At 61.4% G+C, this 26,109-nt stretch carries 23 protein-coding genes and 6 pseudogenes; 18 read left to right on the top strand and 11 right to left on the bottom strand.

Features of this window, described 5'->3' with window-relative positions:
* The first annotated feature begins 104 nt into the window (after positions 1-104).
* On the top strand, positions 105-530 hold the full coding sequence (locus tag ACZZZP_RS19795) for a VOC family protein (RefSeq protein WP_122494686.1): 426 nt from the start codon (positions 105-107) through the stop codon (positions 528-530).
* A 59-nt stretch (positions 531-589) separates the two neighbouring features.
* Positions 590-1,120, top strand: coding sequence for a hypothetical protein (locus ACZZZP_RS19790; RefSeq protein ID WP_463383842.1), 531 nt, complete (start codon positions 590-592; stop codon positions 1,118-1,120).
* 85 nt (positions 1,121-1,205) lie between these two features.
* Here the strand turns inward: ACZZZP_RS19790 and ACZZZP_RS19785 are convergent.
* From ACZZZP_RS19785 to ACZZZP_RS19760, 6 genes and pseudogenes are all read right to left on the bottom strand, one after another.
* A pseudogene (locus ACZZZP_RS19785) lies at positions 1,206-1,779 on the bottom strand (HupE/UreJ family protein).
* 32 nt (positions 1,780-1,811) lie between these two features.
* Positions 1,812-2,427, bottom strand: a pseudogene (ureG, locus tag ACZZZP_RS19780) (urease accessory protein UreG).
* Positions 2,428-2,449: 22 nt separating this feature from the next.
* Positions 2,450-3,124, bottom strand: a complete 675-nt coding sequence (locus ACZZZP_RS19775; RefSeq protein ID WP_463384757.1) for an urease accessory protein UreF — start codon at positions 3,122-3,124, stop codon at positions 2,450-2,452.
* 11 nt (positions 3,125-3,135) lie between these two features.
* On the bottom strand, positions 3,136-3,636 hold the full coding sequence (ureE, locus tag ACZZZP_RS19770) for an urease accessory protein UreE (protein WP_463536788.1): 501 nt from the start codon (positions 3,634-3,636) through the stop codon (positions 3,136-3,138).
* 251 nt (positions 3,637-3,887) lie between these two features.
* Positions 3,888-4,547 (bottom strand): response regulator, encoded by a 660-nt coding sequence (locus ACZZZP_RS19765; RefSeq protein ID WP_463383839.1) that lies wholly within the window; start codon positions 4,545-4,547, stop codon positions 3,888-3,890.
* On the bottom strand, positions 4,544-7,960 hold the full coding sequence (locus tag ACZZZP_RS19760; RefSeq protein WP_122494677.1) for an ATP-binding protein: 3,417 nt from the start codon (positions 7,958-7,960) through the stop codon (positions 4,544-4,546). Before ACZZZP_RS19760 ends, ACZZZP_RS19765 begins: the two co-directional genes overlap by 4 nt.
* 304 nt (positions 7,961-8,264) lie before the next feature.
* Here ACZZZP_RS19760 and urtA point away from each other — a divergent pair, with 304 nt between their 5' ends.
* The 11 genes and pseudogenes from urtA to ACZZZP_RS19705 all read left to right on the top strand — a co-directional run bounded on the left by urtA (position 8,265) and on the right by ACZZZP_RS19705 (position 18,315).
* Complete coding sequence (gene urtA / locus ACZZZP_RS19755; protein ID WP_122494675.1) at positions 8,265-9,500, top strand: urea ABC transporter substrate-binding protein; 1,236 nt, start codon at positions 8,265-8,267, stop codon at positions 9,498-9,500.
* A 184-nt stretch (positions 9,501-9,684) separates the two neighbouring features.
* On the top strand, positions 9,685-10,602 hold the full coding sequence (gene urtB, locus ACZZZP_RS19750; protein WP_463383838.1) for an urea ABC transporter permease subunit UrtB: 918 nt from the start codon (positions 9,685-9,687) through the stop codon (positions 10,600-10,602).
* Between the two features lie 108 nt (positions 10,603-10,710).
* The gene (urtC, locus tag ACZZZP_RS19745; RefSeq protein WP_122494673.1) at positions 10,711-11,895 is read left to right on the top strand and encodes an urea ABC transporter permease subunit UrtC; all 1,185 of its coding nucleotides are present in this window, start codon (positions 10,711-10,713) and stop codon (positions 11,893-11,895) included.
* On the top strand, positions 11,892-12,653 hold the full coding sequence (urtD, locus tag ACZZZP_RS19740; protein ID WP_122494671.1) for an urea ABC transporter ATP-binding protein UrtD: 762 nt from the start codon (positions 11,892-11,894) through the stop codon (positions 12,651-12,653). The genes urtC and urtD overlap by 4 nt, the downstream gene beginning before the upstream one ends.
* A 159-nt stretch (positions 12,654-12,812) precedes the next feature.
* Positions 12,813-13,502, top strand: a complete 690-nt coding sequence (gene urtE, locus ACZZZP_RS19735; protein WP_122494669.1) for an urea ABC transporter ATP-binding subunit UrtE — start codon at positions 12,813-12,815, stop codon at positions 13,500-13,502.
* A 236-nt stretch (positions 13,503-13,738) separates the two neighbouring features.
* Positions 13,739-14,969 (top strand): annotated as a pseudogene (gene fmdA, locus ACZZZP_RS19730) (formamidase).
* Between the two features lie 175 nt (positions 14,970-15,144).
* A pseudogene (locus ACZZZP_RS19725) lies at positions 15,145-15,493 on the top strand (FmdB family zinc ribbon protein).
* Between the two features lie 195 nt (positions 15,494-15,688).
* Complete coding sequence (locus ACZZZP_RS19720) at positions 15,689-16,552, top strand: isocitrate lyase/PEP mutase family protein (protein ID WP_122452231.1); 864 nt, start codon at positions 15,689-15,691, stop codon at positions 16,550-16,552.
* A gap of 95 nt (positions 16,553-16,647) precedes the next feature.
* Entirely contained in the window at positions 16,648-16,914 is a 267-nt protein-coding gene (locus tag ACZZZP_RS19715; RefSeq protein ID WP_122494665.1) for a DksA/TraR family C4-type zinc finger protein, read from the top strand.
* A 181-nt stretch (positions 16,915-17,095) separates the two neighbouring features.
* Positions 17,096-18,019, top strand: a complete 924-nt coding sequence (locus ACZZZP_RS19710; protein ID WP_463383836.1) for a DnaJ C-terminal domain-containing protein — start codon at positions 17,096-17,098, stop codon at positions 18,017-18,019.
* A gap of 2 nt (positions 18,020-18,021) precedes the next feature.
* Entirely contained in the window at positions 18,022-18,315 is a 294-nt protein-coding gene (locus ACZZZP_RS19705) for a chaperone modulator CbpM (protein WP_241000575.1), read from the top strand.
* 8 nt (positions 18,316-18,323) lie between these two features.
* Here ACZZZP_RS19705 and ACZZZP_RS19700 read toward each other — a convergent pair whose 3' ends face one another.
* Positions 18,324-19,049 carry a TorF family putative porin gene (locus ACZZZP_RS19700; RefSeq protein WP_463383835.1) on the bottom strand — a complete coding sequence of 242 codons (726 nt, stop codon included), beginning with the start codon at positions 19,047-19,049 and terminating at the stop codon, positions 18,324-18,326.
* Positions 19,050-19,417: 368 nt separating this feature from the next.
* On the opposite strand from ACZZZP_RS19700, the gene ACZZZP_RS19695 reads away from it, so the two are divergent.
* Complete coding sequence (locus tag ACZZZP_RS19695; RefSeq protein WP_122494659.1) at positions 19,418-20,323, top strand: AEC family transporter; 906 nt, start codon at positions 19,418-19,420, stop codon at positions 20,321-20,323.
* Between the two features lie 4 nt (positions 20,324-20,327).
* Here the strand turns inward: ACZZZP_RS19695 and ACZZZP_RS19690 are convergent, their stop codons facing one another.
* The 4 genes from ACZZZP_RS19690 to ACZZZP_RS19675 form a co-directional block, all read right to left on the bottom strand.
* Complete coding sequence (locus ACZZZP_RS19690) at positions 20,328-21,446, bottom strand: sensor histidine kinase (protein ID WP_463383834.1); 1,119 nt, start codon at positions 21,444-21,446, stop codon at positions 20,328-20,330.
* Positions 21,412-22,062, bottom strand: coding sequence for a hypothetical protein (locus ACZZZP_RS19685; RefSeq protein ID WP_463536787.1), 651 nt, complete (start codon positions 22,060-22,062; stop codon positions 21,412-21,414). Before ACZZZP_RS19685 ends, ACZZZP_RS19690 begins: the two co-directional genes overlap by 35 nt.
* Before the next feature lie 92 nt (positions 22,063-22,154).
* Complete coding sequence (gene ypfJ / locus ACZZZP_RS19680; protein WP_463536786.1) at positions 22,155-23,078, bottom strand: KPN_02809 family neutral zinc metallopeptidase; 924 nt, start codon at positions 23,076-23,078, stop codon at positions 22,155-22,157.
* A gap of 73 nt (positions 23,079-23,151) precedes the next feature.
* Positions 23,152-23,586 (bottom strand): DUF411 domain-containing protein, encoded by a 435-nt coding sequence (locus ACZZZP_RS19675; RefSeq protein WP_463383831.1) that lies wholly within the window; start codon positions 23,584-23,586, stop codon positions 23,152-23,154.
* A 224-nt stretch (positions 23,587-23,810) separates the two neighbouring features.
* On the opposite strand from ACZZZP_RS19675, the gene ACZZZP_RS19670 reads away from it, so the two are divergent.
* The 4 genes and pseudogenes from ACZZZP_RS19670 (at position 23,811) to ACZZZP_RS19655 (ending at position 25,699) form a co-directional block, all read left to right on the top strand.
* Entirely contained in the window at positions 23,811-24,137 is a 327-nt protein-coding gene (locus ACZZZP_RS19670; protein ID WP_463536785.1) for a DUF4345 family protein, read from the top strand.
* 151 nt (positions 24,138-24,288) lie between these two features.
* A pseudogene (locus ACZZZP_RS19665) lies at positions 24,289-24,792 on the top strand (methyl-accepting chemotaxis protein); the annotation flags it as partial.
* Positions 24,775-25,439 (top strand): annotated as a pseudogene (locus ACZZZP_RS19660) (methyl-accepting chemotaxis protein); the annotation flags it as partial. The pseudogenes ACZZZP_RS19665 and ACZZZP_RS19660, both read left to right, overlap by 18 nt.
* Positions 25,403-25,699 (top strand): PDC sensor domain-containing protein, encoded by a 297-nt coding sequence (locus tag ACZZZP_RS19655; protein WP_463536784.1) that lies wholly within the window; start codon positions 25,403-25,405, stop codon positions 25,697-25,699. The pseudogene ACZZZP_RS19660 and the gene ACZZZP_RS19655, both read left to right, overlap by 37 nt.
* Positions 25,700-26,109: the final 410 nt, after the last annotated feature.

The raw sequence follows: 26,109 nt of genomic DNA, 5'->3' as shown, positions 1-26,109 counted from the left end.
AAATAATTTGTGCTCGGTGCAAAAAATACCGTCTTTCAATTCATAACTACAAGGCTAGACTCAAACCTGAGCAGTCATTCCCACGTCTTGTTGAGGCATTTCGCATGAGTCTTTCCCCTTTTCATTTGGCTATTCCAGTGTTCGATCTTCCCGCTGCGCGCCAGTTTTACGGTGAAACCTTTGGTCTGGCTGAAGGCCGCTCCAGCGAGAAGTGGGTCGATTTCAATTTCTTTGGCCACCAGTTGGTGATCCACGAGCACCCGAAAACCTCCTCTCAGGAACAGGTCATGACCAACGAAGTTGATGGTCACGACGTCCCCGTGCCGCATTTCGGCGTGGTGCTGGGTTGGCAGGAGTGGGAAGACTTGTCCAAGCGCCTGCAGGAAAAAGGCCTGATGTTCGTGATTGAGCCGCACATCCGCTTCCAGGGCCAGGTTGGCGAGCAGGCCACCATGTTCCTGTTCGATCCGTGCGGCAACGCGCTGGAGTTCAAGGCGTTCAAAGACATCGGCCAACTGTTCGCCAAATAGCAGGGCTCGCACCTTCGCGATATCCTTGGCGCCCTCAACTCAGCCAGGACCAGCTCCCCATGAAAGACCAACTCGTAGAACTGATCAGCAAAATAAGTTCGGGGTGCATGGGCGCCGAGGAAATCGACAAGATTGCGGACGAAGCGGCGCAAGCCTACGCCGATCCGGCTGCCTTTCTGGCAGCTAATCCGGATATCAACTACGACGATACATTCCCCATCCCACTCGGCGAATGGGTAGTGGTGGGCAGCCTGCCGGAAACAGTGTTGTTCCAGGCAGACAGCTACCCCGACCTGCTGCAACAGATCATCGACTCGTTTGGCAAAGAAGTGACCTTCAACATAAAGCCCAAGCAGCTGCAGAAAACCGAACCGCTCACGGCGATGAACCGTATTCAGGTGCAACTCAGCGCCTTGAGTCCGGAAACCAAAGGCTATGTGCTGGTGGATTTCAGTCAGCCGCTGGACGATGAGATGCAGGCGGTGTTGGTGTACGCCACCGATCTGGAGCGGGTTTTAGAATTGGCCGCAGCGGTGGGCATTGCTGCGGCAGGTTCCTACGAAGCGTTGCGAGTGGCGGTACACGTTTAAACGGTGTTGGCCTCATCGAGGTGAAGCCTCTCCCACAGGACAACGGTCGCGCGGGAGAGGGCTCCGTAACGTCAGGCTCGTCGGCTTAGCTCACCAGCAGCCAGGCCCCAGCGCCAGCCGATACCGCGCCAGCAATCCGCACCAGCGGCGCGGCAGCAGACGGCAATACGCGAACCAAGCCATAGCCGGCCGCATGCAACGCCGCAGTCGCCGCTACGAAGCCGGCCGCATAACCCCACGGGCTCGCCACTTCAGGCAATTCCAGGCCATGCGCCACGCCATGGGCCAGTGCGAACAATGCCGTCAGCGCCATGGCCACGGCCACTGGAGGCCGCACGGCTACAGCCACCAACAAGCCCAGCGCCAACACGGAAGCGGCAATACCGGTTTCCATAAACGGCAACTGCAGCCCTTCGAATCCCAGTACGCCGCCCAGCAGCATGGTGCCGACGAACGTTACCGGCAGCGCCCAGCGCGCCATCCCTTTCTGTTGTGCCGCCCACAGCCCGACCGCCAGCATGGCGAGCAAATGGTCGAGGCCGGTGATCGGGTGAGCGATGCCGGCGAGCAGGCCGCTGCTGTCGTGCCCAGGGTGGAGCGAATGCCACGGCGGGGGACAGAAACAGCGCGAGGCTAAACAGGGCTTTACGCAGATTCATGTGAGCTCCTTTTTATAAAAACGGCGGACGTTTCAGGCTGCGGTGAGCAGGCCCTGTTTTTCGATAAAGGCGATGATTTCGTCCAGACCTTGGCCGACTTTCTGGTTGCTGAACACGAAGGGCTTGTCGCCGCGCATCTTCTTGGTGTCGCGCTCCATCACTTCCAGCGACGCGCCAACCATCGGTGCCAAATCAACTTTGTTAATCACCAGCAGGTCGGATTTGCAGATGCCCGGCCCGCCCTTGCGTGGCAGCTTGTCGCCCGCCGAGACATCGATCACGTACAAGGTCAGGTCGGACAGTTCCGGGCTGAACGTAGCCGAAAGGTTGTCACCGCCCGATTCGACGATGATCAGGTCCAGGCCAGGAAAGCGACGATTGAGGCTGGTCGACAGCTTCCAGATTGATGGAAGCATCTTCACGAATCGCGGTGTGCGGGCAGCCGCCCGTTTCCACGCCGATGATGCGTTCTGGCGCCAGCGCTTCGTTTCGTACGAGAAATTGCGCGTCTTCCTGGGTGTAAATGTCGTTGGTCACTACGGCCAGGTTGTAGCGGTCGCGCAGCGCCAGGCACAGGGCGAGGGTGAGCGCAGTTTTGCCGGAGCCTACCGGGCCACCGATGCCGACGCGTAGAGGTTGGCTGTTCATGAGTGTCTGTTCCTTTTGGCGATCAAGAGCGGAAGAGGCGGCTGTATTGGCGCTCGTGCGCCATGCTGGCCAACGCCAGGCCAAAGGCCGCGCTGCCTCGTTGTTCGGGTGAGCAGTGTTGTGCCTGAACGTGGGCGTGCTGCAGCAAAGGCAGCAGCTGAGATGTCAGGCGCTGTGCGCCTTGCTGACCCAACGGCAGGGTTTTCATCAGCACCGCCAGTTGGTTCTCCAGCCAGCCCCACAGCCACGCGGCCAGCGCGTCGTCAGCGCTGATGGCCCAGGCGCGTGCGGCCAATGCCCACATCACGGCCAGACCAGGCTCGGATTGTTGGGCGAGAAAGCCACGGGCGTCGTCATCCAGTTCCGGCAAGCCTTCAAGCAGTTGCTTGAGCGAATAGCCCATTTGCCGACTTTCTTGCTGCAGCTCACGGGTTTCGCGACTGGCGCGGTGTTGTTCGCTCAGCGTGGCCAGCGCGGACCAGTCGCCGGCCAGCGCGGCGGTGCAATGGGCCAGCAATAGCGGCGCTTCGAAGCGGGCGAGGTTGAGCAGCAGTTGATCGGCGATCCAGCGTTGGGCGCTTTCCGGGTCACACACCTGCGCGCGCTCCACCGCCATTTCCAGGCCTTGCGAGTAGCTGTAGCCGCCGATTGGCAGCTGCGGGCTGGCCAGGCGCATCAGCGCCCAGGCCGGGCTCAGCGGGCCGATGCTCACGTGCGCACGCCACATTGGTGCAGGCGCGGCGCGTAGCTGAATTCTTCATCGCCAGCGTGAGAATGGTGGTGGCCGCCGCCGTAAGCGCCTTGCTCGGGTTGATACGGCGCGTCGATAAGTTCGACCGTGGCGCCCAACTGCTCAAGCATCGCTTGCAGCACGTAGTCTTCCGGCAAGCGCAGCCAGCCATCGCCCAACTGCAGGGTGACATGGCGATTTCCCAGATGGTACGCGGCGCGGGTCAGTTCGAAGGCATTGGCGCAGGTGACGTGCAGCAAGCGTTCAGAGCTGGCGCTGACACGAACGACGCGCCCGTCTTGCGCCTGGAGAAACTCGCCATCGTGCAGCGCCGGCTGGCCACGTTCCAGGAACAAGCCGACGTCTTCGCCGGAGACCGTAAAGCAGCGCAGGCGACTTTTACTGCGTGCGGCAAAGCTCAAATGCAATTCGGCGTCCCAGCTCTGCTGTGGCTGGATACGGGAATGGATGACCAACATAACGGTGTACCGGCAGATTCAATAACGGGTGCAGAGCAAGGGCGGTGCCAAACCCGCCAACGCCCGTGGTGGGCGGGGTGGGGTAAAACTGGGGCAGTGGTCAGGTTTTATTTGGTGCGAGCGGTACGCGCGCGCGCACCGTTACGGTGCGGCGTGCGGCGTGCGCGGGGTAGAGCGAGCTTGCTCGCGAAGCTCTTTTAAAAAGCTTCGCGAGCAAGCTCGCTCCTACGAGGGCTGGGTATCTTCAGAAATCAGCGCCCTGCCGCAATCGCCACCGCCGCTGCGGCGGTGCGGGTTTCCACGCCGAGTTTTACGTAAACGTGCTCCAGGTGTTTGTTCACGGTGCGCGGGCTCAGGCCGAGAATGTCGCCGATGTCACGGTTGGTTTTGCCGCAACTCACCCATTGCAGCACTTCCACTTCCCGTTCCGTCAGTTGGAAGCGCTGGGCCAGTGCTTCCTGGGTTTGCGCCTGGGTCGGTGCGGGGCGCAAGGCCGGCACGCTGCGGGCCGATTGCAGGCTGCGAGCGGTGCGCAGGTGGGCGGCGACACGGGCGAGCACTTCGTCAGGGCGGATCGGCTTGGTCACGTAATCGATGCCGCCGGCCGCGAAGCCTTCCACCACGTGTTCGCTGTCGCACAGGGCGGTCATGAATAGCACGGGGATGTCGGCCAGCTCGGCCTGCGCCTTGATCCTTCGACAGGTTTCAAAGCCATCCAGCCCCGGCATCATCGCGTCCAGTAGCACCACATCCGGACGACGGCGCTGCATGCGCTCCAGAGCGCTGGCGCCGTCAAGGGCGACCAGCACCATATAGCCGGCCATGTCGAGCGCGTCGGATAACAACGCCAGGTTGTCTGGCGTGTCATCGACGATCAGCACAATGCCCTGGTGGGCAGTGAGCGCGTTCATGGCGTCTCCTCGGCAGGCGCGTCGGTGGGGTGGGTGAGGTGTTGCAGGGCGTCTTTTACCCGGCGATTGAATTCGTTCAGCTGGAAGCGTTTTACCTGCGCACGCAGGCTCTGCGTGTAGGTCGCGCTCACCGGTTCGTGTTGGTCGAGCCAGTCGAGTTTTTCCAAAATGCCTTTGATATAGCCCAGCTCGCCCAGCTCGTAGAGTTCAGCCAAGGCGCCGGCTGACGGCGCTACCAGTGCCTGCGCAGGCCCGGCGACCACGTTGGCGCGCTTCACCCAACGCAGGCCCAGGTACGTCTGGATTTTCTCCAGCAAGGCGGGCGTATGTACCGGCTTGGCGAGGTAATCGTTGCAGGCCGCGGCGACGCTTCGCTCGCGGTCGTCGGCAAAGGCGTTAGCGGAAATGACGATGATCGGCGCCAGTGACAGCGCGTTGCGCCGGATCAGCCGGCTGGTTTCCCAGCCATCCATGTGCGGCATCGAAAGGTCCATCAGGATCAGATCCGGGTTTAACAGCGCCACCTGACGAATCGCTTCCTGCCCGCTGGCGGCCTGGGCGATATCAAAACCCAGCGGCTCGAGCATGCCGGCAAGAATGCGGCGGTGCTCAATATGGTCGTCCACCAGCAGAATCAGCCGGCGTGGGCCCTGATAACCAATGATGTCGTGCTCAACGTGCACCACCGCCTGCGGCACGCGCACTTCGGAAAGAAACAGGCGCACCTGAAAACAAGTGCCTTGGTCCGGCACGCTGCGCACCGACAACTCGCCGCCCATTAACGAGGTGAGCATGCGCGTGATGGTCAGGCCCAGGCCCACCCCGTTGTCCTGGCGCATCAGGTCGCCGCGCTCGAACGGCTGGAAAATCCGCTCGATTTGCTCCGGCGCAATGCCGATGCCGGTGTCGACGATTTCAAACGTCGCCGTCTCGCGCATATAGCTCACGCGCAAACACACCTCGCCGCTGTCGGTAAAGCGCACGGCGTTGCCGAGCAGGTTGATCAGAATTTGCCGCACGCGCTTTTCGTCGCCGCGCACCACGGTCGGCATACGCCCTTGCTGCTCCAGGCGAAAGTGCAGGCCTTTCTCTTCGGCTTGCGGCGTGAACATGCGCTGAAGGTCGTGGATAAATTCGGGGAAGGGAATTTCGCTGAGTTCCAGTTGTAGCTTGCCCGCTTCGATCTTGGCCACGTCTAGAAGCCCATCGATCAGCGAGAGCAGGTGCGAGCCGCTGCGGTAAATGGTGGCCAGGGCGTCGTGGTGCTGGCCTGGCATGGCGCTGTCGCGTTGCAGAATCTGGGTGTAGCCAAGGATGCTATTGAGCGGCGTGCGCAGCTCGTGAGACAGCCCGGTCACGTAGCGGCTCTTCGCCGCATTCGCCGCTTCCGAGGCCTCTTTGGCTTTTTGCAGCGCCTCGTCGGTGCGGCTGTGGGCTTCGATTTCCTGCATCAGCAGCACGGTTTGCCGGTCCGATTCTTCCTGCGCCACGCGCCGGCTTTCCCGGGTCAGCACCACCCACCAGGCGAGAATGGCGGCGAACACGGTGAGGGTGAGAAAGGCTTTGAGAAAGGCCAGGTACAGCGTCTGTTGCACCTGCGGCGAGTGGGGCAGCAGGCTGTGGGACACCTGGCTGTAAATCATCAGCAGGGCGCCAAGCAGCAAGGCCACCAGCACCAGCAGCAGTCCGAGGTATTGCGCCAGGCGGCTGTGCAAACGGGGAATCGAAGCGCGGGGGAACAGCCAGCGTACGAAGTTATCCATCTGATCGACCAGTCGTGCCTGCGGCTTGCAGGCGTCGCCGCAGCGGGCGTCGAGCGAGCAGCACAGCGAGCAAATCGGCGTGCTGTAGGCCGGGCAGAACGCCATGTCCGGCGCCTCGAAGGCGTTGCTGCACAAGCCGCATTGCAACTGCGCGACCGGCCCGGCGGGGTAGAGCAATTGCGGCGCGCTGCTGCGGGCGATGTAGAAGCGGCCCTTGGTCAGCCAGGCAATCAGCGGCGCGGTGACAAAGGCGGTGCCCAGCGCCACCACCGGCGACGCCGCTTCCAGCATGGCGCCGAACACCCCGCCATGGGCCAGCACCGAAAGCAACGAGGCCACCAGCATGGCGCCGACGCCCACCGGGTTGATGTCATAAAGATGAGCGCGCTTGAACTCGATATGGCGCGGCGACAAGCCCAGCGGTTTATTGATGACCAGGTCGGCGACCACCGCGCCAATCCAGGCGATGGCGACGTTGGCGTACAACCCCAGCACCTCTTCGATGGCCTCGAACACCCCGAGCTCCATCAACATCAAGGCAATCGCCACGTTAAACACCAACCACACCACGCGGCCCGGGTGGCTGTGGGTGACGCGGGCGAAGAAATTCGACCACGCCAGCGAGCCGGCGTAGGCGTTGGTCAGGTTGATTTTTACCTGGGACACGATGACGAACAGCACCATCGCCGCCAGCGCCAACTGCGGCGAACCGAACACGTAGCCGAACGCCACCAGGTACATCTGCGTGGGCTCGGCGGCGCGCTCCATGGGAATTTCATGCTGCAACGCCAGGAAGGCCAGGAACGCCCCGGCGAGCATTTTCAGCGCGCCGGGAATAATCCAGCCGGGCCCGGCCATCAGCAATGCGGCCCACCAACGTTTGCGGTTGGCGGTGGTTTTTTCCGGCAGAAAGCGCAGGTAATCGACCTGCTCACCAATCTGCGTAATCAGCGCCAAGGCCACCGTGCAGGCGGCGCCGAACGACAGCAGATTGAACGCGCCGCCTTCCCCTTCGCGGCCGGCAAAGCTGGTCCAGTCGCTCAGTGCTTCCGGATTTTTCCACGCGACAAACAGATACGGCAGCAGCAACAGCACAATCCACAGCGGCTGCGTCCACAGCTGCAAACGGCTGATCAGCGTCACCCCGTAAGCGGCCAGGGGAATCACCAGCACCGAGCAAATCACATAGGCCAAGGCCAGCGGAATGTGGAAATACAGCTCCAGCGCCAAGGCCATGATCGCCGCTTCCAGGGCGAAAAACAGGAAGGTGAAGCTGGCGTAAATCAGCGAGGTGATGGTCGAGCCGATATAGCCGAAGCCGGCGCCGCGGGTGAGCAAATCCATGTCCACGCCATAGCGCGCGGCGTAGTAGCTGATGGGCAAACCGGTGAGAAAAATCACCAGGCTCACCGCCAGAATGGCCCACAGCGTGTTGGTGAATCCGTAGCTCAGCGCCAGCGCGCCGCCGATGGCTTCCAGGGCCAGAAACGACACCGCGCCAATCGCCGTATTAGCGATGCGCCACTCCGACCATTTGCGAAACGAGCGTGGCGTGAAGCGAAGCGCGTAGTCCTCCATGGTCTCGTCGGCGACCCAGCTGTTGTAGTCGCGGCGAATCTTGACGATGCGCTGGGTGCCGGTGGGTTGCACGTCGGGCTCCTGAAGCTCGGAAGGAAAAGGCCTGCGGGGTGCCGAGCAACTTCCATGCCCCGGCCCGTTTACGGCCTGCGCCCCCGTTAATACGCGCGTCTGCTGCGCCTGGGCTTTTGTCTGGCTGCGTGGCGTGCGGCTAGCTTGCACCAGGCCGGGGCAGGCGGCTGTACGTCAGATGACGTATGCGCTTACGTCAACCTGCGTATACCGCCGCCACGCTGCTGCGCCCCATCCTTGCTGCAACCCCAAGCCGGTACCCGAAAGGCGAGCCGGGGAGGCCAACTACCAGAGGAGCAGCATCATGGATTCACGATTGACGAGCTTTCTTCCCCGTCGGCTGGCGCTCGGTGCGGCGGCACTGTCGCTGCTGGCGGCGAGCGTGTTCAGCCAGAGCGTGCTGGCGGATGCGGCCAATACCACGGGCCTGGCGGTTACCGACACCACCGTCACCGTCGGCCAGCTGCACTCGGCCACCGGCACCATGGCCATTTCCGAAACCGGCGCCATTCAGGCCGAACGCCTGGCCATCGACCAGATCAACGCCTCGGGCGGCATTCTGGGTCGGCAGATTAAAGTGATTCAGGAAGACGGCGCCTCCGACTGGCCGACCTTCGCCGAAAAAGCCAAGAAGCTGCTGGAGAGCGACAAGGTCGCCACGGTGTTTGGCTGCTGGACCTCGGCCTCGCGCAAAGCGGTGTTGCCAATCTTCGAGAAAGACAACGGCTTGCTCTACTACCCGACGTTTTACGAAGGCCTTGAGCAGTCGAAAAACGTGATCTACACGGGCCAGGAAGCCACCCAACAAATTCTCGCCAGCCTCGACTGGATCGCCAAAGAGAAGGGCGCGAAAACCTTCTACCTGTTGGGCTCGGACTACATCTGGCCGCGCACCTCCATGAAAATCGCCCGCAAGCACATCGAAAACGTGCTCGGCGGCACCGTGGTTGGCGAAGAGTACTACCCGCTCGGCAACACTCAGTTCGGTTCGCTGACCAACAAAATCAAACTGAAAAAACCCGACGTGGTGTTCGCTGCCGTGGTCGGTGGCTCCAACGTGGCCTTCTACAAACAACTGAAAGCCGCCGGCATCACCAGCGACAAGCAAACCCTGCTGACCCTGTCGGTTACCGAAGACGAAATGCTCGGTATCGGCGGCGAGAACATGAAGGGCTTCTACTCGTCGATGAAGTACTTCCAAACCCTGGATAACCCCAACAACAAGAAATTCGTTGAGGAATTCAAAGCCAAGTACGGCAAGGACTCGGTGATCGGCGACGTCACCCAGGCCGGCTACCTCGGCCCCTGGTTGTGGAAAGCCGCCGTGGAAAAAGCCGGCAGCTTTGATGTGGACAAAGTGGTCGCCGCCTCGCCTGGCATCGAACTGACCACAGCGCCCGAAGGCTACGTGAAAGTGCACGACAACCATCACCTGTGGAGCAAGGCGCGCATCGCCGAAATTCAGGCCGACGGTACGTTCAAGGTCGTGCATGAGTCGGAGCTGATTGAGCCGAATCCGTTTCCTAAGGGTTATCAGTAAGGGCTGAAAGTCCCCCCTCACCCTAGCCCCTCTCCCACGGGGGGAGGGGACCGACCTGCGTTGCGTTGATGACGGCGTAACACCTGTCCGCCCCCCTCGCCCCTCCGGGGAGAGGGCTGGGGTGAGGGGCGGGTTTTACTCGGTCGCTTTGCGCATCCATCCCACCACCATCAGGAGTCCACTCATGGAATGGCTTACCGACTTCGGCGCAATCGCCGTCATGCAGGGGTTCAACGGCTTGTCGGTGTTCTGTGTGCTGCTGCTGATGGCACTCGGCCTGGCGATTATTTTCGGGCAAATGGGCGTGATCAACATGGCCCATGGCGAGTTCCTCACCGTTGGCGCTTACACCACGTACGTGATCTCCACGCTCACGCTGCACTACGTACCGGCCTTGCAGCCGTACTACTTTTTCTTCGCGATCATCGCCTCGTTCTTTATCGCCGGCGGCCTCGGGTGGCTGGTGGAGTGGGCGATGATCAGCAAGCTGTACCACCGGCCGCTGGACACGCTGCTGGCCACCTGGGGCCTTTCGCTGGTAATGCAGCAAGCCTTCCGCTCGATCTTCGGCGCCCGTGAAGTGGGCGCGGAAATGCCCGAGTGGATCATGGGCTCCTGGAGCCCCACGGCAGCGGTGGATATTCCCAAGAACGGCCTGTTCGTGATGGCCCTCACCGCCGCGCTGACCGCCACCATTTTCCTCATGCTGTACCGCTCGCGCTGGGGCTTGCAGGTGCGCGCCACCATGCAAAACCGCGTGATGAGCCGTGCCGTGGGCATCAACACCAAGCGGGTCGACCGCATGACCTTTGCCCTCGGCTGCGGCGTGGCGGGCGTGGCTGGCGCTGCGTTCACCACCATCGGTTCCACCGGGCCGACAGCGGGTTCGCTGTACATCGTCGACACCTTTCTCACCGTGGTCTTCGGCGGCGCTGCCAGCCTGGTGGGCACCATCGCCTCGGCCTTCACCATCGCCCAGGCGCAATCGATCATGGAGTTTTTCCTCTCGGGTTCGATGGCCAAGGTGCTGACGTTGTCGGCGGTGATTTTGATTTTGATGCTGCGCCCGCAAGGGCTGTTTTCAATCAAGGTCAGGAAGTGAGTTGGCTGGAGGTTCGCCAGCGAGCTGGCTCCTACAGGGGAGTGCGGTCTGCTCTTCGTAGGAGCCAGCTTGCTGGCGAAATGCACGAACACACGATAGAAACCGCCCATGAAAAACGCATACGAAAGCCTGCTTGGTGGCAAGCAGGGGGCCATTGGCCTGTTGGTGCTGGCCACGCTGATATTGGTGGTGTTCCCGCTGCTGCTCGACACCTTCCGCCTGAACATGGTCGGCAAATACCTGACCTACGCCTTCGTCGCCGTTGGCCTGGTGTTGTGCTGGGGTTACGGCGGCATTTTGAGCCTGGGCCAGGGCATTTTCTTCGGCGTTGGCGGCTACTGCATGGCGATGTTTTTGAAGCTCGAAGCATCCGACCCCGAGAGCACCAAAATTCAATCCACACCCGGCATTCCGGACTTTATGGATTGGAACCAGATCACCGAACTGCCGATGATGTGGCAGCCGTTTCACAGCTTCAGCTTTGCGCTGTTGGCGGTGGTGGCGGTGCCGACGTTGCTGGCGCTGATCATCGGTGTGGCGATGTTCAAACGGCGAGTGGGCGATGTGTATTTCTCAATCGTTACCCAGGCGATTGCGGCCATTCTGACCATCCTCATCATCGGCCAGCAGGGGCTTACTGGCGGCGTCAACGGCATCACCGATTTGAAAACCTTACTCGGTTGGGACATCCGCCCGGACAGCTCGAAAACCATTCTCTACTTCGTTAACGCCTTCCTGTTGTTGGGCTGCGTGCTGCTCGGTCGTTTCATCCTCACCTCCAAGCTCGGCCGCCTGCTCATGGCCATGCGCGACAAGGAAGAGCGCGTGCGTTTTTCCGGCTACGACGTGGCCAGTTTCAAGGTCTTCGTGTTCTGCGTGGCGGCGGCGTTTTCGGCCATTGGCGGGGCGATGTTTGCCTTGCAGGTCGGGTTCATGTCCCCGAGCTTCGTCGGCATCGTGCCGTCGATTGAAATGGTCATTTTTGCCGCGGTAGGCGGGCGCATGTCGCTGCTTGGCGCGGTGTACGGCACCTTGCTGGTGAGCTTTGGCAAAACCTATTTCTCCGAGAGCTTCCCCGAGCTGTGGCTGTACCTGATGGGCGGGCTGTTTATCGTGGTGGTCATGTACTTCCCCAACGGCATCGCCGGGTTGTGGGAAAGCCACGGGCGCAAATGGCTGTCGCGTTTTGCTCTGGGCAAAAAACTGTTTGGCGTGCCGGAAACCAAAGCCCGTGTGTTTGCCGTCAAGCCTGAACCGAAAACCGCACCGCGCGAACTGGAGACCACGCCATGAACAGCCCCGCCGGATTTCAAGCGGCCAAACCGGTATTGGCCATCGAAGGATTGACGGTTTCGTTCGACGGCTTCAAGGCCGTGAACGACCTCAACCTGTACGTCGACCGCAATGAAGTGCACGTGGTGATCGGCCCCAACGGCGCCGGCAAAACCACGGTGCTGGACCTGATTTGCGGCAAGACCAAATCCACCGCTGGCAGCATCGAATTCGAAGGCCGTGAACTGACCAAAATGCGCGAGTACGACATCGTTCGCGCCGGCGTCGGCCGCAAGTTTCAAAACCCCTCGATCTACGAAAACCTCACCGTGTTCGAGAACCTGGAAATGTCGTACCCGGCCGGGCGCAAAGTGTTCGGCGCGCTGTTTTTCAAGCGCAGCGCCGAGGTGATTGCGCGGGTGGAGGAGGTGGCCGGTGAAATCTTCCTCAGCGACTTTCTCGACAAACAGGCCGACCTGCTTTCCCACGGCCAGAAGCAATGGCTGGAGATCGGCATGTTGCTGATGCAAGACCCGGCGCTGCTGATGCTCGACGAACCGGTGGCCGGCATGAGCGTGAGCGAACGGGTGCAAACCGCCGACCTGCTCAACCGCATCAGCCAGGGGCGCTCGGTGCTGGTGATTGAGCACGACATGGAGTTCGTGAAAAGCATCGCCCACCGCGTGACCGTGCTGCACCAGGGCAAGGTGCTGGCGGAAGGGAGCATGGAGGCGGTGCAGAGTAATCCGAAGGTGATTGAGGTTTATCTGGGGCATTGAGGTCGAACAGCCCCTCACCCGCCCTTCGGGCACCCTCTCCCGCAAGCGGGCGAGGGGATTGGACGGAGACCGCGTTTGAACTCCCCTCGCCCGCTTGCGGGAGAGGGGCTGGGGGTGAGGGCCGGGTATTTCATCTATTGCGAACAAGAGGCACACCCTATGTTCACCATTTCCAACCTGGTGTCCGGCTACGGCCAGAGCCAAATCCTTCACGAGCTGAACCTTGATGTCGCGAAAAAAGAAATCGTCGCGGTCATGGGCCGCAACGGCATGGGCAAAACCACGCTGTTCAAAAGCCTGATGGGCGTGCTGCCGCAGTGGGGCGGGCAAATCTCGGTAGACGGGCACGACGTGTCGAAGCTGGAAACCCACCAGCGCGTCGAGCACGGCATCGCCTATGTGCCGCAAGGCCGAATGATTTTTTCCCACATGACCGTGCTGGAGAACATCCAGACCGGCCTGCCCGCATCAGCCAAAGGCAAGGTGCCGGACGACCTCTACGCGTTGTTCCCCGTGCTGCACGAAATGCGTTCGCGCAAAGGCGGCAACCTCTCCGGCGGCCAGCAACAACAACTGGCAATTGCCCGCGCCCTGGCCACCAACCCCAAGGTGCTGCTGCTCGACGAACCCACCGAAGGCATCCAGCCCTCGATCATCAAAGACATCGCCCACAAGCTGAAAGAAATCCGCAACCTGCGCGACCTGACCATCGTGGTGTCCGAGCAGGTGCTGAGCTTCACCATGGAGATCGCCGACCGTTTTCTGGTCATCGAAAAAGGCAAATTCGTGGTCGAGGAAACGCGCGATAACGTGGATGAGAAAACCATCAGCCGGTATTTGTCGGTGTGATTGCCTGTTCCACCAATCGCGGCTGAAGCCGCTCCCACGGGTGCGAGTACAACTGTGGGAGCGGCTTTAGCCGCGATGCTTTTCGCCCGCCCGAAAATCCGCTGTAGCCCCCGCCATTCAAGCCCTGCACGCATACGTCATCCAACGTATTTATCCATTTCCCCAGCCGAACAAGACTAGCTCCGTACCCCGGCGCTTCACTGCGCACCACCCTCACAAGGTCCAGGAGCTTCGTCATGACCGATACGCTGATCAAGGTTGACCTCAACCAGGCCGCCACCGAAAACGAGCAGATTCACAACCGCTGGCACCCGGACATTCCAATGGCTTGCTGGGTCAAGCCGGGCGACGATTTCATTCTGGAAACCTATGACTGGACCGCCGGCGCGATCAAGAACAACGACGACGCCAGCGACGTGCGTGATGTGGACCTGACCACCGTGCACTACCTCTCCGGCCCGGTGGGCGTGCACGGTGCCGAACCCGGCGATTTGCTGGTGGTTGATCTGCTCGACATCGGCGCCAAGCCGGATTCGCTGTGGGGTTTCAACGGCTTTTTCTCCAAGCAGAACGGCGGCGGTTTTCTCACTGATTATTTTCCCGAAGCGCAGAAGTCCATCTGGGATTTCAAAGGCATGTTCACCAGCTCGCGGCACATTCCGGGCGTTAACTTTGCCGGCCTGATTCACCCCGGCCTGATTGGCTGCCTGCCGGATCACAAAATGCTCGCCGAGTGGAACAAGCGCGAGCAGGAACTGATCGACACCAACCCCACCCGCGTGCCGCCGCTGGCCAACGCGCCGATGGCGCCAACCGCGCACATGGGCAAGATGAAAGGTGAGGCGCGCGACCTGGCGGCCATGACCGGCGCGCGCACCGTGCCGCCGCGCGAGCACGGCGGTAACTGCGATATCAAAGACCTGTCGCGCGGCTCGAAGATTTTCTTCCCTGTGTATGTGGACGGCGCCGGGCTGTCGGTGGGCGATTTGCACTTCAGCCAGGGCGACGGCGAAATCACCTTTTGCGGCGCCATCGAAATGGCCGGCTGGGTGCACATGAAAGTCGAGCTGATCAAAGGCGGCATGGCCAAGTACGGCATCAAGAACCCAATCTTCAAACCCAGCCCCATCGTGCCGACGTACAACAATTACCTGATCTTCGAAGGCATCTCGGTAGACGACGCCGGCAAGCAGCATTACCTCGACGTCAACCTGGCCTACAAACAGGCCTGCCTGAACGCCATCAACTACCTGACCAAGTTCGGCTACTCACCGGCCCAGGGTTACTCGCTGCCTCGGCTCCGCGCCGGTGCAGGGCCATATCAGCGGCGTAGTGGATATCCCCAACGCCTGCGCCACCTTGTGGCTGCCGACTGAGATTTTCGAATTCGACATCAACCCGAATGCCTCCGGCCCGACCAAGTACCTCGATGGCAGCATCGACCTACCCAAAGCGCCGGACAAATGAGTTTCGTCGCCTGGGCTGTGCCGGGGCCGGGCGGCGTTGGCATGGTCCAGGTGATGAAACCCTGATGTAGAGAACGTTGTTTTCAGGTCTGGCCAATCGCGGCTAAAGCCGCTCCTACAGAGGGTGCGGTTTGTAGGAGCGGCTTTAGCCGCGATTGCCCTCAAGGGACAACCCAATGCCCATCTACGAATACGACTGCGCCGACTGCGGCGACTTTACGATGCTGCGCCCTATGGCGGACCGCGACGAACCGTGCCTGTGCCCAGCCTGCGGCAGCACCAGCAAACGGGTGATTCTCTCGGCGCCGTGCCTGTCGACCATGGCCGGCAGCCAGCGCCGCGCCCACGCGGCCAACGAGCGCAGCGCCCATGCGCCGCAAACGCTCGATGAGTACAAGCAAAGCGCGCAAACACCCGGCCGGTTGCGGCTGCTGCAGCGCCAATAAACCCTTGGCGCCGACCAAGGCCAATCCTCACGCCATGAAAGGCAAACCGGCCGGGCGGCCGTGGATGATCAGCCATTGAAGGACCATTTATCAGGTAGTGGCGGTTTGCCGCCCCTACATGGCTGGCGGCGGCGTAAATTCGCCACCCTCAGCCAGCAACACGCCGTCGAAAGGCTCTAGAAAGGGGCCGTGGGTTAAGCTGGCAGCGGGTATGTGTCTTGCTAAGGTTAGGTAACGACTCATACCACCAATAAAAACAGCTGTTGGAACCCCTATGCCCAGAGCCTCCCACCATGCGCTGCGCGGCACCTTCCGTGCGTTGCTGTCATCCGAATTCTGCTACCACACCGCGTCGGTGTTCGACCCCATGTCTGCGCGCATTGCCGGCGACCTCGGTTTCGAAGTCGGCATTCTCGGCGGCTCGGTTGCCTCCTTGCAGGTACTGGCAGCGCCCGACTTCGCCCTGATTACGCTCAGCGAATTTGTTGAACAGGCCACCCGCATCGGTCGCGTCGCCAACCTGCCGGTGATCGCCGATGCCGACCACGGCTACGGCAACGCGCTGAACGTAATGCGCACCGTGAAGGAACTCGAGCGCGCCGGCGTCGCCGCGCTGACGCTGGAAGACACGCTGCTGCCGGCGCAGTTCGGGCGCAAGTCCACCGACCTGATTCCCGTGGAAGAAGGTGTCGGCAAAATTCGCGCAGCACTGGAAGCGCGTGTCGATGCCGCGCTGGCCATCATTGCCCGCACCAATGCCGGCGTGCTGTCGGTGGATGAAGTCATCAGCCGCACCCTGGCCTATCAGGCCGCCGGTGCCGACGGCATCTGCATGGTCGGCATCACCGACTTCGAACACCTGGAACGCATCGCCGCGCACCTCACCGTGCCGATCATGCTGGTGACCTATGGCAACCCGTCGCTACGCGACGACGCCCGACTTGCCAGCCTGGGCGTGCGCATTGTGGTGGACGGTCATGCTGCGTATTTCGCCGCCATCAAAGCCACCTACGACTGCCTGCGCGAACAGCGCCAAGTGGTCGCCAGTGATCTCAGCGCATCGGAGCTTTCGCACAAATACACGCACCCCGAAGACTATTTGCTCTGGGCGAAAGAGTTTATGGAAGTGAAGGAATAATCCGACCGTTCATGCAGCTCCATGCCGCTTGAGCTTGTAAAAAAACACCCGCGCGCCCATATCTTTCTCTAACGCAAACGAGCGGGAGACAGATCATGGCCGGCGGTTGGGCAAGTGATGGAGCCGTACAAGAGCAGATAGACAGCAGCATCGAAGACGCCATCGCGCGTGCGCGCAGCAATCTACCCAAGGGCGAAAGCCTCAAACACTGCGAAGAATGCGACGCCGCCATCCCCGAGGCGCGGCGCCAGGCCATTCCCGGCGTGCGCCTGTGCGTCGCCTGCCAGGCGGAACACGACAAAGCAAACTCGGCCAGCGCCGGGTATAACCGACGCGGCAGCAAAGACAGCCAGCTTCGCTAGAAAAAACTACTGATCAGGCAATTGCCGCCGCTTTCCCGCTGACTGTAAAAACGTAGCGAGCGCAGGGAAAGCAAGGCGAAAGGTGGTGAAAAAAGCGGAGTTGGCTGTAGCCAATGAGCATTTTTGAATCCACCTTTCAACGCCGCTTAACCGAGCGCAGTAGTTTTTACCCGGAGTGACGATGGACTTTAAGGACTACTACAAAATTCTGGGCATCGAGCCCACCGCGGACGAAAAGGCGATCAAAGCCGCCTACCGCAAGCTCGCGCGCAAGTACCACCCGGATGTGAGCAAAGAAAAGGACGCCGAAGTCCACTTCAAGGAAGTGGCCGAGGCCTATGACGTGCTCAAGGATGCCGACAAGCGCGCCGAGTTCGATGACCTGCGCAAGTACGGCCAGCACGGCCGGCCGTTCGAGCACCCGCGTGGTCGGCAGCCGGGCGCCGGAGCGTTTACCGATGCCTACGGCGGCGATTATTCCGATTTTTTCGAGTCGATATTTCGCCGTGGCGGCGGCGCTGAAGAGGCGCGCAACCGTGCTCGCAAAGGCCAGGATGTGGAAATGGAGCTGCCGGTGTTTCTTGAGGAAACCCTAACCGGCGAGGCGAAGAAGATTTCCTTCCAGCTCCCCGCCGCCATGGGCCAGGCGGCGCAGAGCAAAAGCCTCAACGTGAAGATTCCCTTCGGCGTCAGCGACGGCGAGCGCATCCGCCTGAAAGGGCAGGGCGGCCCCGGCAGCGCTGGCGGGCAGCCGGGCGATCTGTACCTGAACGTGCGCTTCGCGCCCCATCCCTTGTTTGATGTGCAGGGCAGCGACCTGGTGCTCACCGTACCGTTGGCGCCCTGGGAAGCTGCGCTGGGTACAAAAGTCGAGGCGCCGACGTTAAACGGCCGTATCACCCTGACCATTCCGGCCAACAGCCAGAGCGGCCAGCGTCTGCGCATTAAAGGCCGAGGCTTGGGCACCAAAGCCGGAGAGCGCGGCGATTTGTATGCGCAGCTCAAAGTTGTGATGCCAAAAACCACCAGCGACGATGCGCGCAAACTCTGGGAGAAACTGGCGCAGAAAGTCGACTTCGATCCCCGCAGCGAATGGAGCAAATGAGCATGAGCGACCCATTAGGCATGCAAGAAATTTGTCAGACCGTGGCGATTCCCACCTCACTGCTGATGGAAATCGTCGAGCACGGCATCATCGATCCGGCCGGGCGCGGCCCGGACAACTGGCAATTCGATCAGCACGCGCTGATCACCTGCCGCCGCGCCGCACGGCTACAGCGCGAATTGGAGATGGAATGGTCGGGCATTGCCCTGGCCTTGCAGCTGCTCGACGACCTGGAGCAGGTGCGCCGGGAAAACCGTCAGCTGAAAAGCCAGCTTGGCCGTTTTCTCAGCGAGTAGCGCCGCCGTCAGAACAGCGACCGCTCTGCCTTGAACATGAAGTAATCCTCGCAGTAGCCGTTGTGCCCCGAATACGCCACGCATTGCGGCCCGCTCAACGTGGAGCCGCTGTACGACAGGTTCAGGTCGATGCCTGCCCACGGGCGCGACAGGTTCAGCGACCAATCGTTGAACACCCGCACCACCCCGCCATCGCCGTAGGTCACCGCGTCGTCCAGCGTGTGATTGGCGTACTTCATTGACAGGTTCATGGCCAACGGCGGATTCAGCGCCAGGTCCATTAACAACGTACTGTCGGCGCGCCCCGGCGCCTGGCTGAAGGCCGCGCCGAAGCGGCTGTCGAGCAGGGTCAGGCCGGCGTAATACTCGTTGCTGTCATTGGCGCTGAAGCCGGGATGGCTGTAGCGGATCAGGCCCATTTCGTAGCCGAAACGGTTGTTGAACGGGCGCTTGAAGCCGCTGTAAGAATCGAGCTCTAGCTGGCTGTCTCGGGCGATGCCCATGCTGGGCGACCATTGGCCCAGGTACCAGCCGCTCTCGTGGGTCAGGTCGAGGCCGCCTTGAAAGGTGCCGTTCTGCGCCGGCTGCACCAGGCCCTGCGCCATGCTGCGGGTGGGCGTGGTGCCAAGTTGTAAATCGTAGGGGCCCAGTTCGCGTTCCATCACCTGGCCGTGGGCGGCGGCGCAGGCAAACAGTGCGGCGGCCAGCAGCGTGGCCTTTAACGACGTCATCATTGATCACTCCAGATGTTGAGTAAGGAGTGGCTTGCACGCTGGCAGGGGCGCTCAGCCTGTAACGGCAGCGGTTGGCACGCTGGCGTTACCCGTGTTTTGTCGCCTGCGGTGGGCTCTCTGTGGAGCTTTATGACGCGAAGCCGCAGGCTAGAGCGGTCCGAGGTTACCGCCATCGGCGGAGGATGGACGGCCATTCGTCGATAGGGCGGGAAAAATCGACGGGCTGTCAGAAAGGCCACTATTTCAGCGCAAAGGCGCTGGCTAGACGCTACCAAGACGCTAGTAGGGGTTGTATCGCCCCAAGCGCCCCGGCAGGATGCTTGCCACCCTAACGATCTCGCCTTCTTCCTTTGTCGTCTGGAGCGGTCATGTTTTCCCAGATTCTCTCAACCCTGATGCCGGTGTTTTTGATCACCGGCTGCGGTGCGCTGTACGGCCATCTGCGCAAACCGGACATGCGCGGCCTTAACACCCTGAACATGGAATTGCTGGTGCCGCTGCTGGTATTCGCCGTGCTGGCCGACAGCAAGGCGGCGCTGCAGGACTACGCCAGCCTGGCGCTCGCCGGGGCGGGGATTGTGTTGGGCTCGGGGCTGGTGCTGTGGCCGTTTGCGCGCTGGCTGAAGCTGGACCTGCGCACCTTTCTACCGCCGATGATGTTCAGCAACACCGGCAACATGGGCTTGCCACTGATGGCCCTGGCATTCGGCGAGAAAGCGCTGCCGGCAGCCGTGGTGCTGTTTATCGTGGAAATGCTGCTGCACTTCACCGTCGGCCTGCGCATGCTCGACCCCGCCACGCCGCTGTGGCGCCTGTATCGAATTCCCGTGGTGCTGGCGACTATTGCTGGTTTGGCCATCAACCTGAGCGGTCTACACCTGCCGCACTGGCTGCTGGAGTCGGCGACCATGCTGGGCACCACCAGCGTGCCGCTGATGCTCTTCGCCCTCGGTGTACGCATGCTAGACGTGGACTTCAGCGCCTGGAAAATTGGCCTGCTCGGCGCGATTGCCTGCCCTGCGAGTGGCTTGATTCTCGCCTGGCCACTTATCCAACTGCTCGACCTGCAAGGCCTGCAACTGGCCTGCCTGTGGGTGTTCGCGGCGCTGCCGCCAGCGGTACTCAACTACATGCTCGCCGAGCAATACCACCGCGACCCGCACAAAGTGGCGTCGATGGTATTGATCGGCAATCTGGGAAGTGCGGCGGTTATGCCCGTGGTGTTGGGCCTGCTGTTTTCCGCCGGCTATGGCGCGCCGGTGATGGCGCCGTAAGCGCTCAACGCTTGGGTAACATCACCGTGAATGTGGTGCCGTCTTCGTGGTTGGAGCTCACGTTGACGGTGCCGCCGTGGGCGAGCACCACTTCGTTGACGATGAACAAGCCCAGACCCAGGCTGGTTTCGCCGGCGCGGTCGCTGGTGCTGCGCACGAGCGGGAAGAAGATGGTGGAGATGGCGCTTTCCAGAATGGGCTCGCCCTGGTTGTGCACTACCAAGGTCACGCTGTCGGTTTCACCGATCAGGCGCACGGTGATTGGCAGGTTGCTGGCGCCGTGTTGCAGGGCGTTGCCGATCAGGTTTTGCAGCAGCTGTTCAATCCGGCCCTGATCCCACTCGCCCTCAGTGTCGCCGCTCATTTCAAAGCGCAGATCGCTCAGCGGCTGGCCGGCGCTGGCTTCGTCGATAGCGGCCTGGCACAACAGGCTCATGTCGACGGGCGAGCGCACGATGGGCAGGCTGTTGCCCAGTCGGCTGCGCACGAATTCCAACAGGTCGTTAACCATGCCGCTCATGTGCCGGGTGCTGTTGCGGATGCGCTGCACATGGCTGCGGGCTTTGTCGTCCAGGCCCTGCTTGCTGGCCAGCAATTCGCTGGACATGCTCACCGCCTGCAACGGCGCGCGCAGGTCGTGGCCAAGAATGGCCAGGAAAATATCGCGGGAGTGATTGACCTGCTCGGCGTAGGCGGCCGTGGATTCGGCCAGCGCTTCGTCGATGGCTTCGTTGAAGCGGATCAGGTCGCGCATGTGCACCAGTTCCATCTGCACCAGGCTGTCGGTCCACAAACGGATAACACTGGCGCGCAGATGGCGGAATTCGGACGTCATTTGCACCAGGTCAAACCCCACCTGATGGCGCAGCTCGCCGTGGCTGGCGGCCGCTACGTCAAGGCTCGGGGTTTTGTCCGGCCCTTCGCCCATGGCTTTGGCCGCGCTTTCCATGCGCGTTTGCGCGGTGTTCATGTCGCGCGCGGCGGCCAGCAGAATGGCCTTGGCATGGTCGCGCAGTTCGACCTTATTCATGCTGTCGGCAGCGGGACGAATGGTCATGGCAAAGGCCTCCCATTCATCGACGATGCGGTCAACGGTGGCGACGATAAACTCGGCAAGACGCATGGCTTGAACACCCCGGACAGCTACGACGATCAGGCATATTAGCTGCTTTCGTTGCGCTTGCTAGCGGCGTTTTGCTGGCGTCGGTTTTCAGGGTTTTACCTTCGACCAGACGGTCATTTTCCAAGCGCAAGGTAATCACCACCGGCAGGCTTGGAAAATTGGGTGAATCGTCTTCGGTATTGGCCATGGCGGGGATGTTAAACGTGACGGCGCCGCTGGTTTCGTCGCGACTGGCGGTAGCCTTGAGGGCATCAATCGAGCGGCGCATGTCACCGCCGATTTGCATCACATCGATCAAGCGGTAATGCGGCTCGCCGGCCTCGTTGGCATCGGGCTCGAACACCGCCAGGTACTGGTTGTAGCTGTTGCCCATGGAAAAGCCTTCCACGGTGAACACGGCCAGCGTCAGGTAATTGTGGCTGCCCAGGTCAAGATCTTGCGCCAGGGTCGCTTCGGGGTAGCCGGTGGCGAAACTGTCGCTGAGCGCGGCCACCAAGTGTTCGACCTGGGTGGTCAGCGCTTTGGGCGGCGCTTCGGGTGTTGTTTCGGCTTCACCTTCGGCATGAGCCAGCACACAGAACAAGGCCAGAGCGGCCGGCAGCAGAGCGATTTTCATACCCTGAATATCCGCGAGAACAGGGTGGCGGATGGTAGAGCATCGCGGCTAAAGCCGCTCCCACAGGGTGCGCGATTTCTGTAGGAGCGGCTTTAGCCGCGAGATGTTGATCTGCAGCGTCTGATCACCCCTACAGCGTCGTCGCACTTAAACGTATCGCACCCACTCACCTTGCCGCCTTCATACCCCGCCTTAAACCAACGCACCCGCTGCTGCGACGTGCCATGGGTAAACGAGTCCGGCACCACGCGTCCGCGTGACTGCTGCTGCAAACGGTCATCGCCAATCGCGTTCGCCGCATTCAAGGCTTCCTCAAGGTCACCCGGCTCCAGCCAATTCAAGCGTTGCTGCGCATGAAATGCCCACACGCCCGCCAGACAGTCGGCTTGCAGCTCCTGGCGGACCAGCAGGCCGTTGGCACCTTCCATCTTGGCGCCGCTCTGCCGTGCGCTGTCGACCTTAGCCGACACGCCCAACAGTGTTTGCACATGGTGGCCGACCTCGTGAGCGATCACATAAGCCTGGGCGAAATCGCCAGCGGCGGAGAAGCGTTGAGCCATTTCTTTGAAGAAGTCGAGGTCCAGATACACCTGGCGGTCGCCTGGGCAGTAGAACGGCCCGGTGGCTGAATCGGCGAAGCCGCAGGCGGAGTTCACGCCGCCGCGAAACAGCACCAAGGTGGGGTCCTGATACTGCTTGCCGGCTTGTTGGAAAATGGCGCGCCAGGTGTCTTCGGTGTCGCCGAGTACCGAGCGCACGAACTCGGCTTGTTCATCGTTGGCCGGCGGCGCGTGGCCTTCGGTTTGGCTGGGGGCGGTGGACACGCCAGCCTGGTTGGCCAGTTGCCCGAGAATTTGCATGGGGTCTTGGCCGGTAACCAGCCCAAACACCACGATGATCGCCACGGCACCGAGGCTCAGGCCTTTGCCGCCGCCGATGCGCATACCGCCACCACCACCGCCGCTGTCGCGGGCATCCACTACGTTGTCGCTGCGTCGGCCTTTCTTCCAGAGCATGGTGTTTCTCCTTTGTGTGGCGCTTGAGTGTTGCCAGTTAAAGGTGCTCGCGCCAGGCCGACGGTCTGTTACATCACTTGCCGTCGTAGTGGGTCAGCACCTGCTCGGCGCCATTACTCTGCACACCGATCACATCATAGGCATCACGAACGTCGCCATGTTCCATCCCTGGTGATCCCATTGGCATACCGGGCGCTGCGGCGCCGATCAAATCGGCGCGAGCGCGCAGTTTGAGGATGTCGCTGGCGGGTACATGGCCTTCGACAAATTTGCCGTCGATAACGCCGGTGTGACAGCTGCCGAGCTTGTGGGGAACGCCGAGGCGGGTTTTGACCGCGCTCATGTCGGTTTCCACATGGTCGGTGACTTTGAAGCCGTTGGTTTCCAAATGGCTGATCCAGGCTTTGCAGCAACCGCAGTTGGCGTCGCGGTGAACATCGATAGCGATGGGCTCGGCGGCCTGCAGGCTGCCGGCGAACAAAAGAGAAGCGAGAGCAAAACGGCGCATGAGGGTGACTCCACGGTTATAAAGTGCCATGCAGCATAGCCGCTGGTCATGTGGGGCCTAAAGTGGGTCGCTGTTTATAGATATGTCAGAAGGACAGCAAGGCGCCTACGTTTCCTTCCGGCAGAACGACTATCCTGCAGCCTTCCCCAAACGCTGGAGCGTTCCGATGCTGTTTGCCCGTGTGTTTCTGCTGCTTCTAGTCCCTGGTATTGGGTGGCTTTGGCGTGGCGTATTTCGTGTACCCGCAAGAAATGGCCAACCTCACCGGCATGCTGCTGATGCAAACCGCTGCGGTGGTGGATGTGCGCGCCTACTACGGCGCCTTGCAGCTGGGGCTTGGGGTATTTCTGTTGTCTGCCGCCTTTCGCCCTGCGTATTGGCGACCGGCGCTCAGCTTGCTCACGCTGCTGTTCGCCGCACTTGCACTGGGCCGCATCGCCGGTTTGTACCTCGACGGCCTTATTGGCCAGACCTTCAACTTTTACGCCCTGAGTTATGAAGCGGCGTCGGCGCTGTTGGCCTATGTCGGTTTCCGGCGCCTGCCGGCGTAACCGTTCGCACCAAAACGAGCCCCGTTTCCAGCGTTGGTTTTTAAAACGGGGCAGGCGCAAGGCCCGTGCTTGAGCGTAAGCCAAAGAGTTCGGCGTTAGCGTAGTGGCACTGTGCTTGCACGACCCTGTGTCTAACAGGGAGAACACAACTATGTTGCTAATGCGCACCAAAGCCCGTCGAGCAGAAGACGACGGCGCCTTGAGCTTGCTGGTGGACAACCTTGACCTGACCAGTCAATTGTCCGCTGCGCAGCCCATCAATACTCGCCTCAACCACTTCGCCCAGACCCTGCATAAACGCTTGGGCGACAGCCTCGCCGCATCTGTCGACATTGCCGCCCACGCCCCCGAACTGGCGCGCATCGCCAGCGAAACCGAGGTCAGCGGCCAGCGCCTGGCGCAAGCCTCGGAGCTGATCGCCAGCGCTAGCGAAGAAGTCAGCACCACCCTCGACAGCGAGCTGGTGCCGGGTGCGGCGCAAGTGGCGAAGCTGGCGGCCGACGTGTCGGCAACCTTGCGCAGCTGCCAGCAAACCGGCGACGCCGTGCTGCGCCAAGTGGATGCGATCGACGCCAGCGAAGCGCAGCTTGAAGGCGTGATCGGCCAATTGGTCGGGCAACTGGAAGAAGTCAGCCAAGTGCTCGGCGTGATCGCCAGCATTTCCCAGCAAACCAACCTGCTGGCCCTGAACGCTGCCATCGAAGCCGCGCGCGCGCTGGCGAGCATGGTCGAGGTTTTGCTGTGGTTGCCGATGAAGTGCGGCGCCTGGCCGGGCACACCACCGAGGCCACCGGCAAAGTCAGTCAGATTATCGAACGCTTTCGCGACGGCATGGCCCAGCTCGGCACCGCCGGCCAGCACATGCACAGCGCCGTTGCCGATGGCCGCGACGGCATGACCCGCATGGGCGAAGACCTGCGCAACACCCGCGCCGCCATGGACCAGCTCGACCAGCGCGTCGGCCATATTGCCGCCGGCACCGAACAGATCGGCATCGCGGTGCACGCCATAAATGGCGACGTGCAAAACATCGCCGGGGTGGCGGCCGACTTGCTCAGCAAAGCCGGTCAGGTGTCGACCCACAGCCAAGCCGTGCGCCGCAGCGGCGACCTGTTGCTCGATGGCTTGGGCGCGTTTCGTCTGCAGATTCATAAAGACGTGCAAGCCAGCGTCGAACGCCTGGCCATGGAGGCCTCGCTGCACGGCGACGTCGCCGCGCCGAAGAATTCCTGCGCGATACCCTGCGCCGCGACTCGCGCTTCGAATTGTTCTACCTGGTGGGCAGCGACGGCACTCAACTGAGCGAAAACGTCTTCGCCCAAGGGCTGGACAAAGGCGACGGCTACAAGGGGCGCAACTGGGCGCAACGGCCGTGGTTCCGGGCAGTGGCCGAACAACTGAGCAGCCACATCACCCCCGTGTACCGCTCCAGCGCCACCGATGCGTTTTGCTTCACTGTTTCGGTGCCAGTGTTTACCGCTAACGGGCAATTGCAGCGGGTGCTGGGGGCGGATGTCGTTGTCGGCGTTGGTGTAGGGGGACTGCCGCCCGAGCAAGGATGACGGAGGTTTTTCTTGAGGCCTGCGCAAGTCGATGCACAAACCCCCGTCATCCTCGCGCACGCGGGGATCAGAGTTTTGAGTCGTACGAAAATCTACGATACATCCAACATTCTGGATCCCGAATCGTCGGACCGCCGCATACGCGAGGATGACGGAAGTTTTTCTTGAGGCCTGCGCAAGTCGATGCACAAACCCACCGTCATCCCCGCGCAGACGGGGATCCGACGATTCGGGATCCAGACTTTTGAGCCGTACGAAAACCGCCGTTCCATCCAACATTCCTGGATCCCCGCATACGCGAGGATGACGGAGGTTTTCTTGAAACCTCCGCAAGTCGATGCACATACGCCCGTCATCCTCGCGCACGTGGGGATCCAGGCTCGTTCAGGCGATAAAGCACTCGGAATATT

The organism is Pseudomonas sp. AC211 (assembly GCF_979258055.1).
The sequence above is the reverse complement of the archived record's forward strand: the minus strand, read 5'-3'. Positions and strand labels throughout refer to the sequence as shown.

Coding starts and splice junctions, on each gene's coding strand:
- urtE (WP_122494669.1), top strand. CDS start 12,813: ATGTTCACCATTTCCAACCTGGTGTCCGGCTACGGCCAGAGCCAAATC.
- ureE (WP_463536788.1), bottom strand. CDS start 3,636: ATGTTGGTCATCCATTCCCGTATCCAGCCACAGCAGAGCTGGGACGCC.
- ACZZZP_RS19720 (WP_122452231.1), top strand. CDS start 15,689: ATGCCCAGAGCCTCCCACCATGCGCTGCGCGGCACCTTCCGTGCGTTG.
- ACZZZP_RS19715 (WP_122494665.1), top strand. CDS start 16,648: ATGGCCGGCGGTTGGGCAAGTGATGGAGCCGTACAAGAGCAGATAGAC.
- urtD (WP_122494671.1), top strand. CDS start 11,892: ATGAACAGCCCCGCCGGATTTCAAGCGGCCAAACCGGTATTGGCCATC.
- urtB (WP_463383838.1), top strand. CDS start 9,685: ATGGAATGGCTTACCGACTTCGGCGCAATCGCCGTCATGCAGGGGTTC.
- ACZZZP_RS19700 (WP_463383835.1), bottom strand. CDS start 19,049: ATGATGACGTCGTTAAAGGCCACGCTGCTGGCCGCCGCACTGTTTGCC.
- ACZZZP_RS19675 (WP_463383831.1), bottom strand. CDS start 23,586: ATGCGCCGTTTTGCTCTCGCTTCTCTTTTGTTCGCCGGCAGCCTGCAG.
- ACZZZP_RS19710 (WP_463383836.1), top strand. CDS start 17,096: ATGGACTTTAAGGACTACTACAAAATTCTGGGCATCGAGCCCACCGCG.
- ACZZZP_RS19705 (WP_241000575.1), top strand. CDS start 18,022: ATGAGCGACCCATTAGGCATGCAAGAAATTTGTCAGACCGTGGCGATT.
- ACZZZP_RS19765 (WP_463383839.1), bottom strand. CDS start 4,547: ATGAACGCGCTCACTGCCCACCAGGGCATTGTGCTGATCGTCGATGAC.
- ACZZZP_RS19795 (WP_122494686.1), top strand. CDS start 105: ATGAGTCTTTCCCCTTTTCATTTGGCTATTCCAGTGTTCGATCTTCCC.
- ACZZZP_RS19695 (WP_122494659.1), top strand. CDS start 19,418: ATGTTTTCCCAGATTCTCTCAACCCTGATGCCGGTGTTTTTGATCACC.
- ypfJ (WP_463536786.1), bottom strand. CDS start 23,078: ATGCTCTGGAAGAAAGGCCGACGCAGCGACAACGTAGTGGATGCCCGC.
- ACZZZP_RS19690 (WP_463383834.1), bottom strand. CDS start 21,446: ATGCGTCTTGCCGAGTTTATCGTCGCCACCGTTGACCGCATCGTCGAT.
- urtC (WP_122494673.1), top strand. CDS start 10,711: ATGAAAAACGCATACGAAAGCCTGCTTGGTGGCAAGCAGGGGGCCATT.
- urtA (WP_122494675.1), top strand. CDS start 8,265: ATGGATTCACGATTGACGAGCTTTCTTCCCCGTCGGCTGGCGCTCGGT.
- ACZZZP_RS19685 (WP_463536787.1), bottom strand. CDS start 22,062: ATGAAAATCGCTCTGCTGCCGGCCGCTCTGGCCTTGTTCTGTGTGCTG.
- ACZZZP_RS19790 (WP_463383842.1), top strand. CDS start 590: ATGAAAGACCAACTCGTAGAACTGATCAGCAAAATAAGTTCGGGGTGC.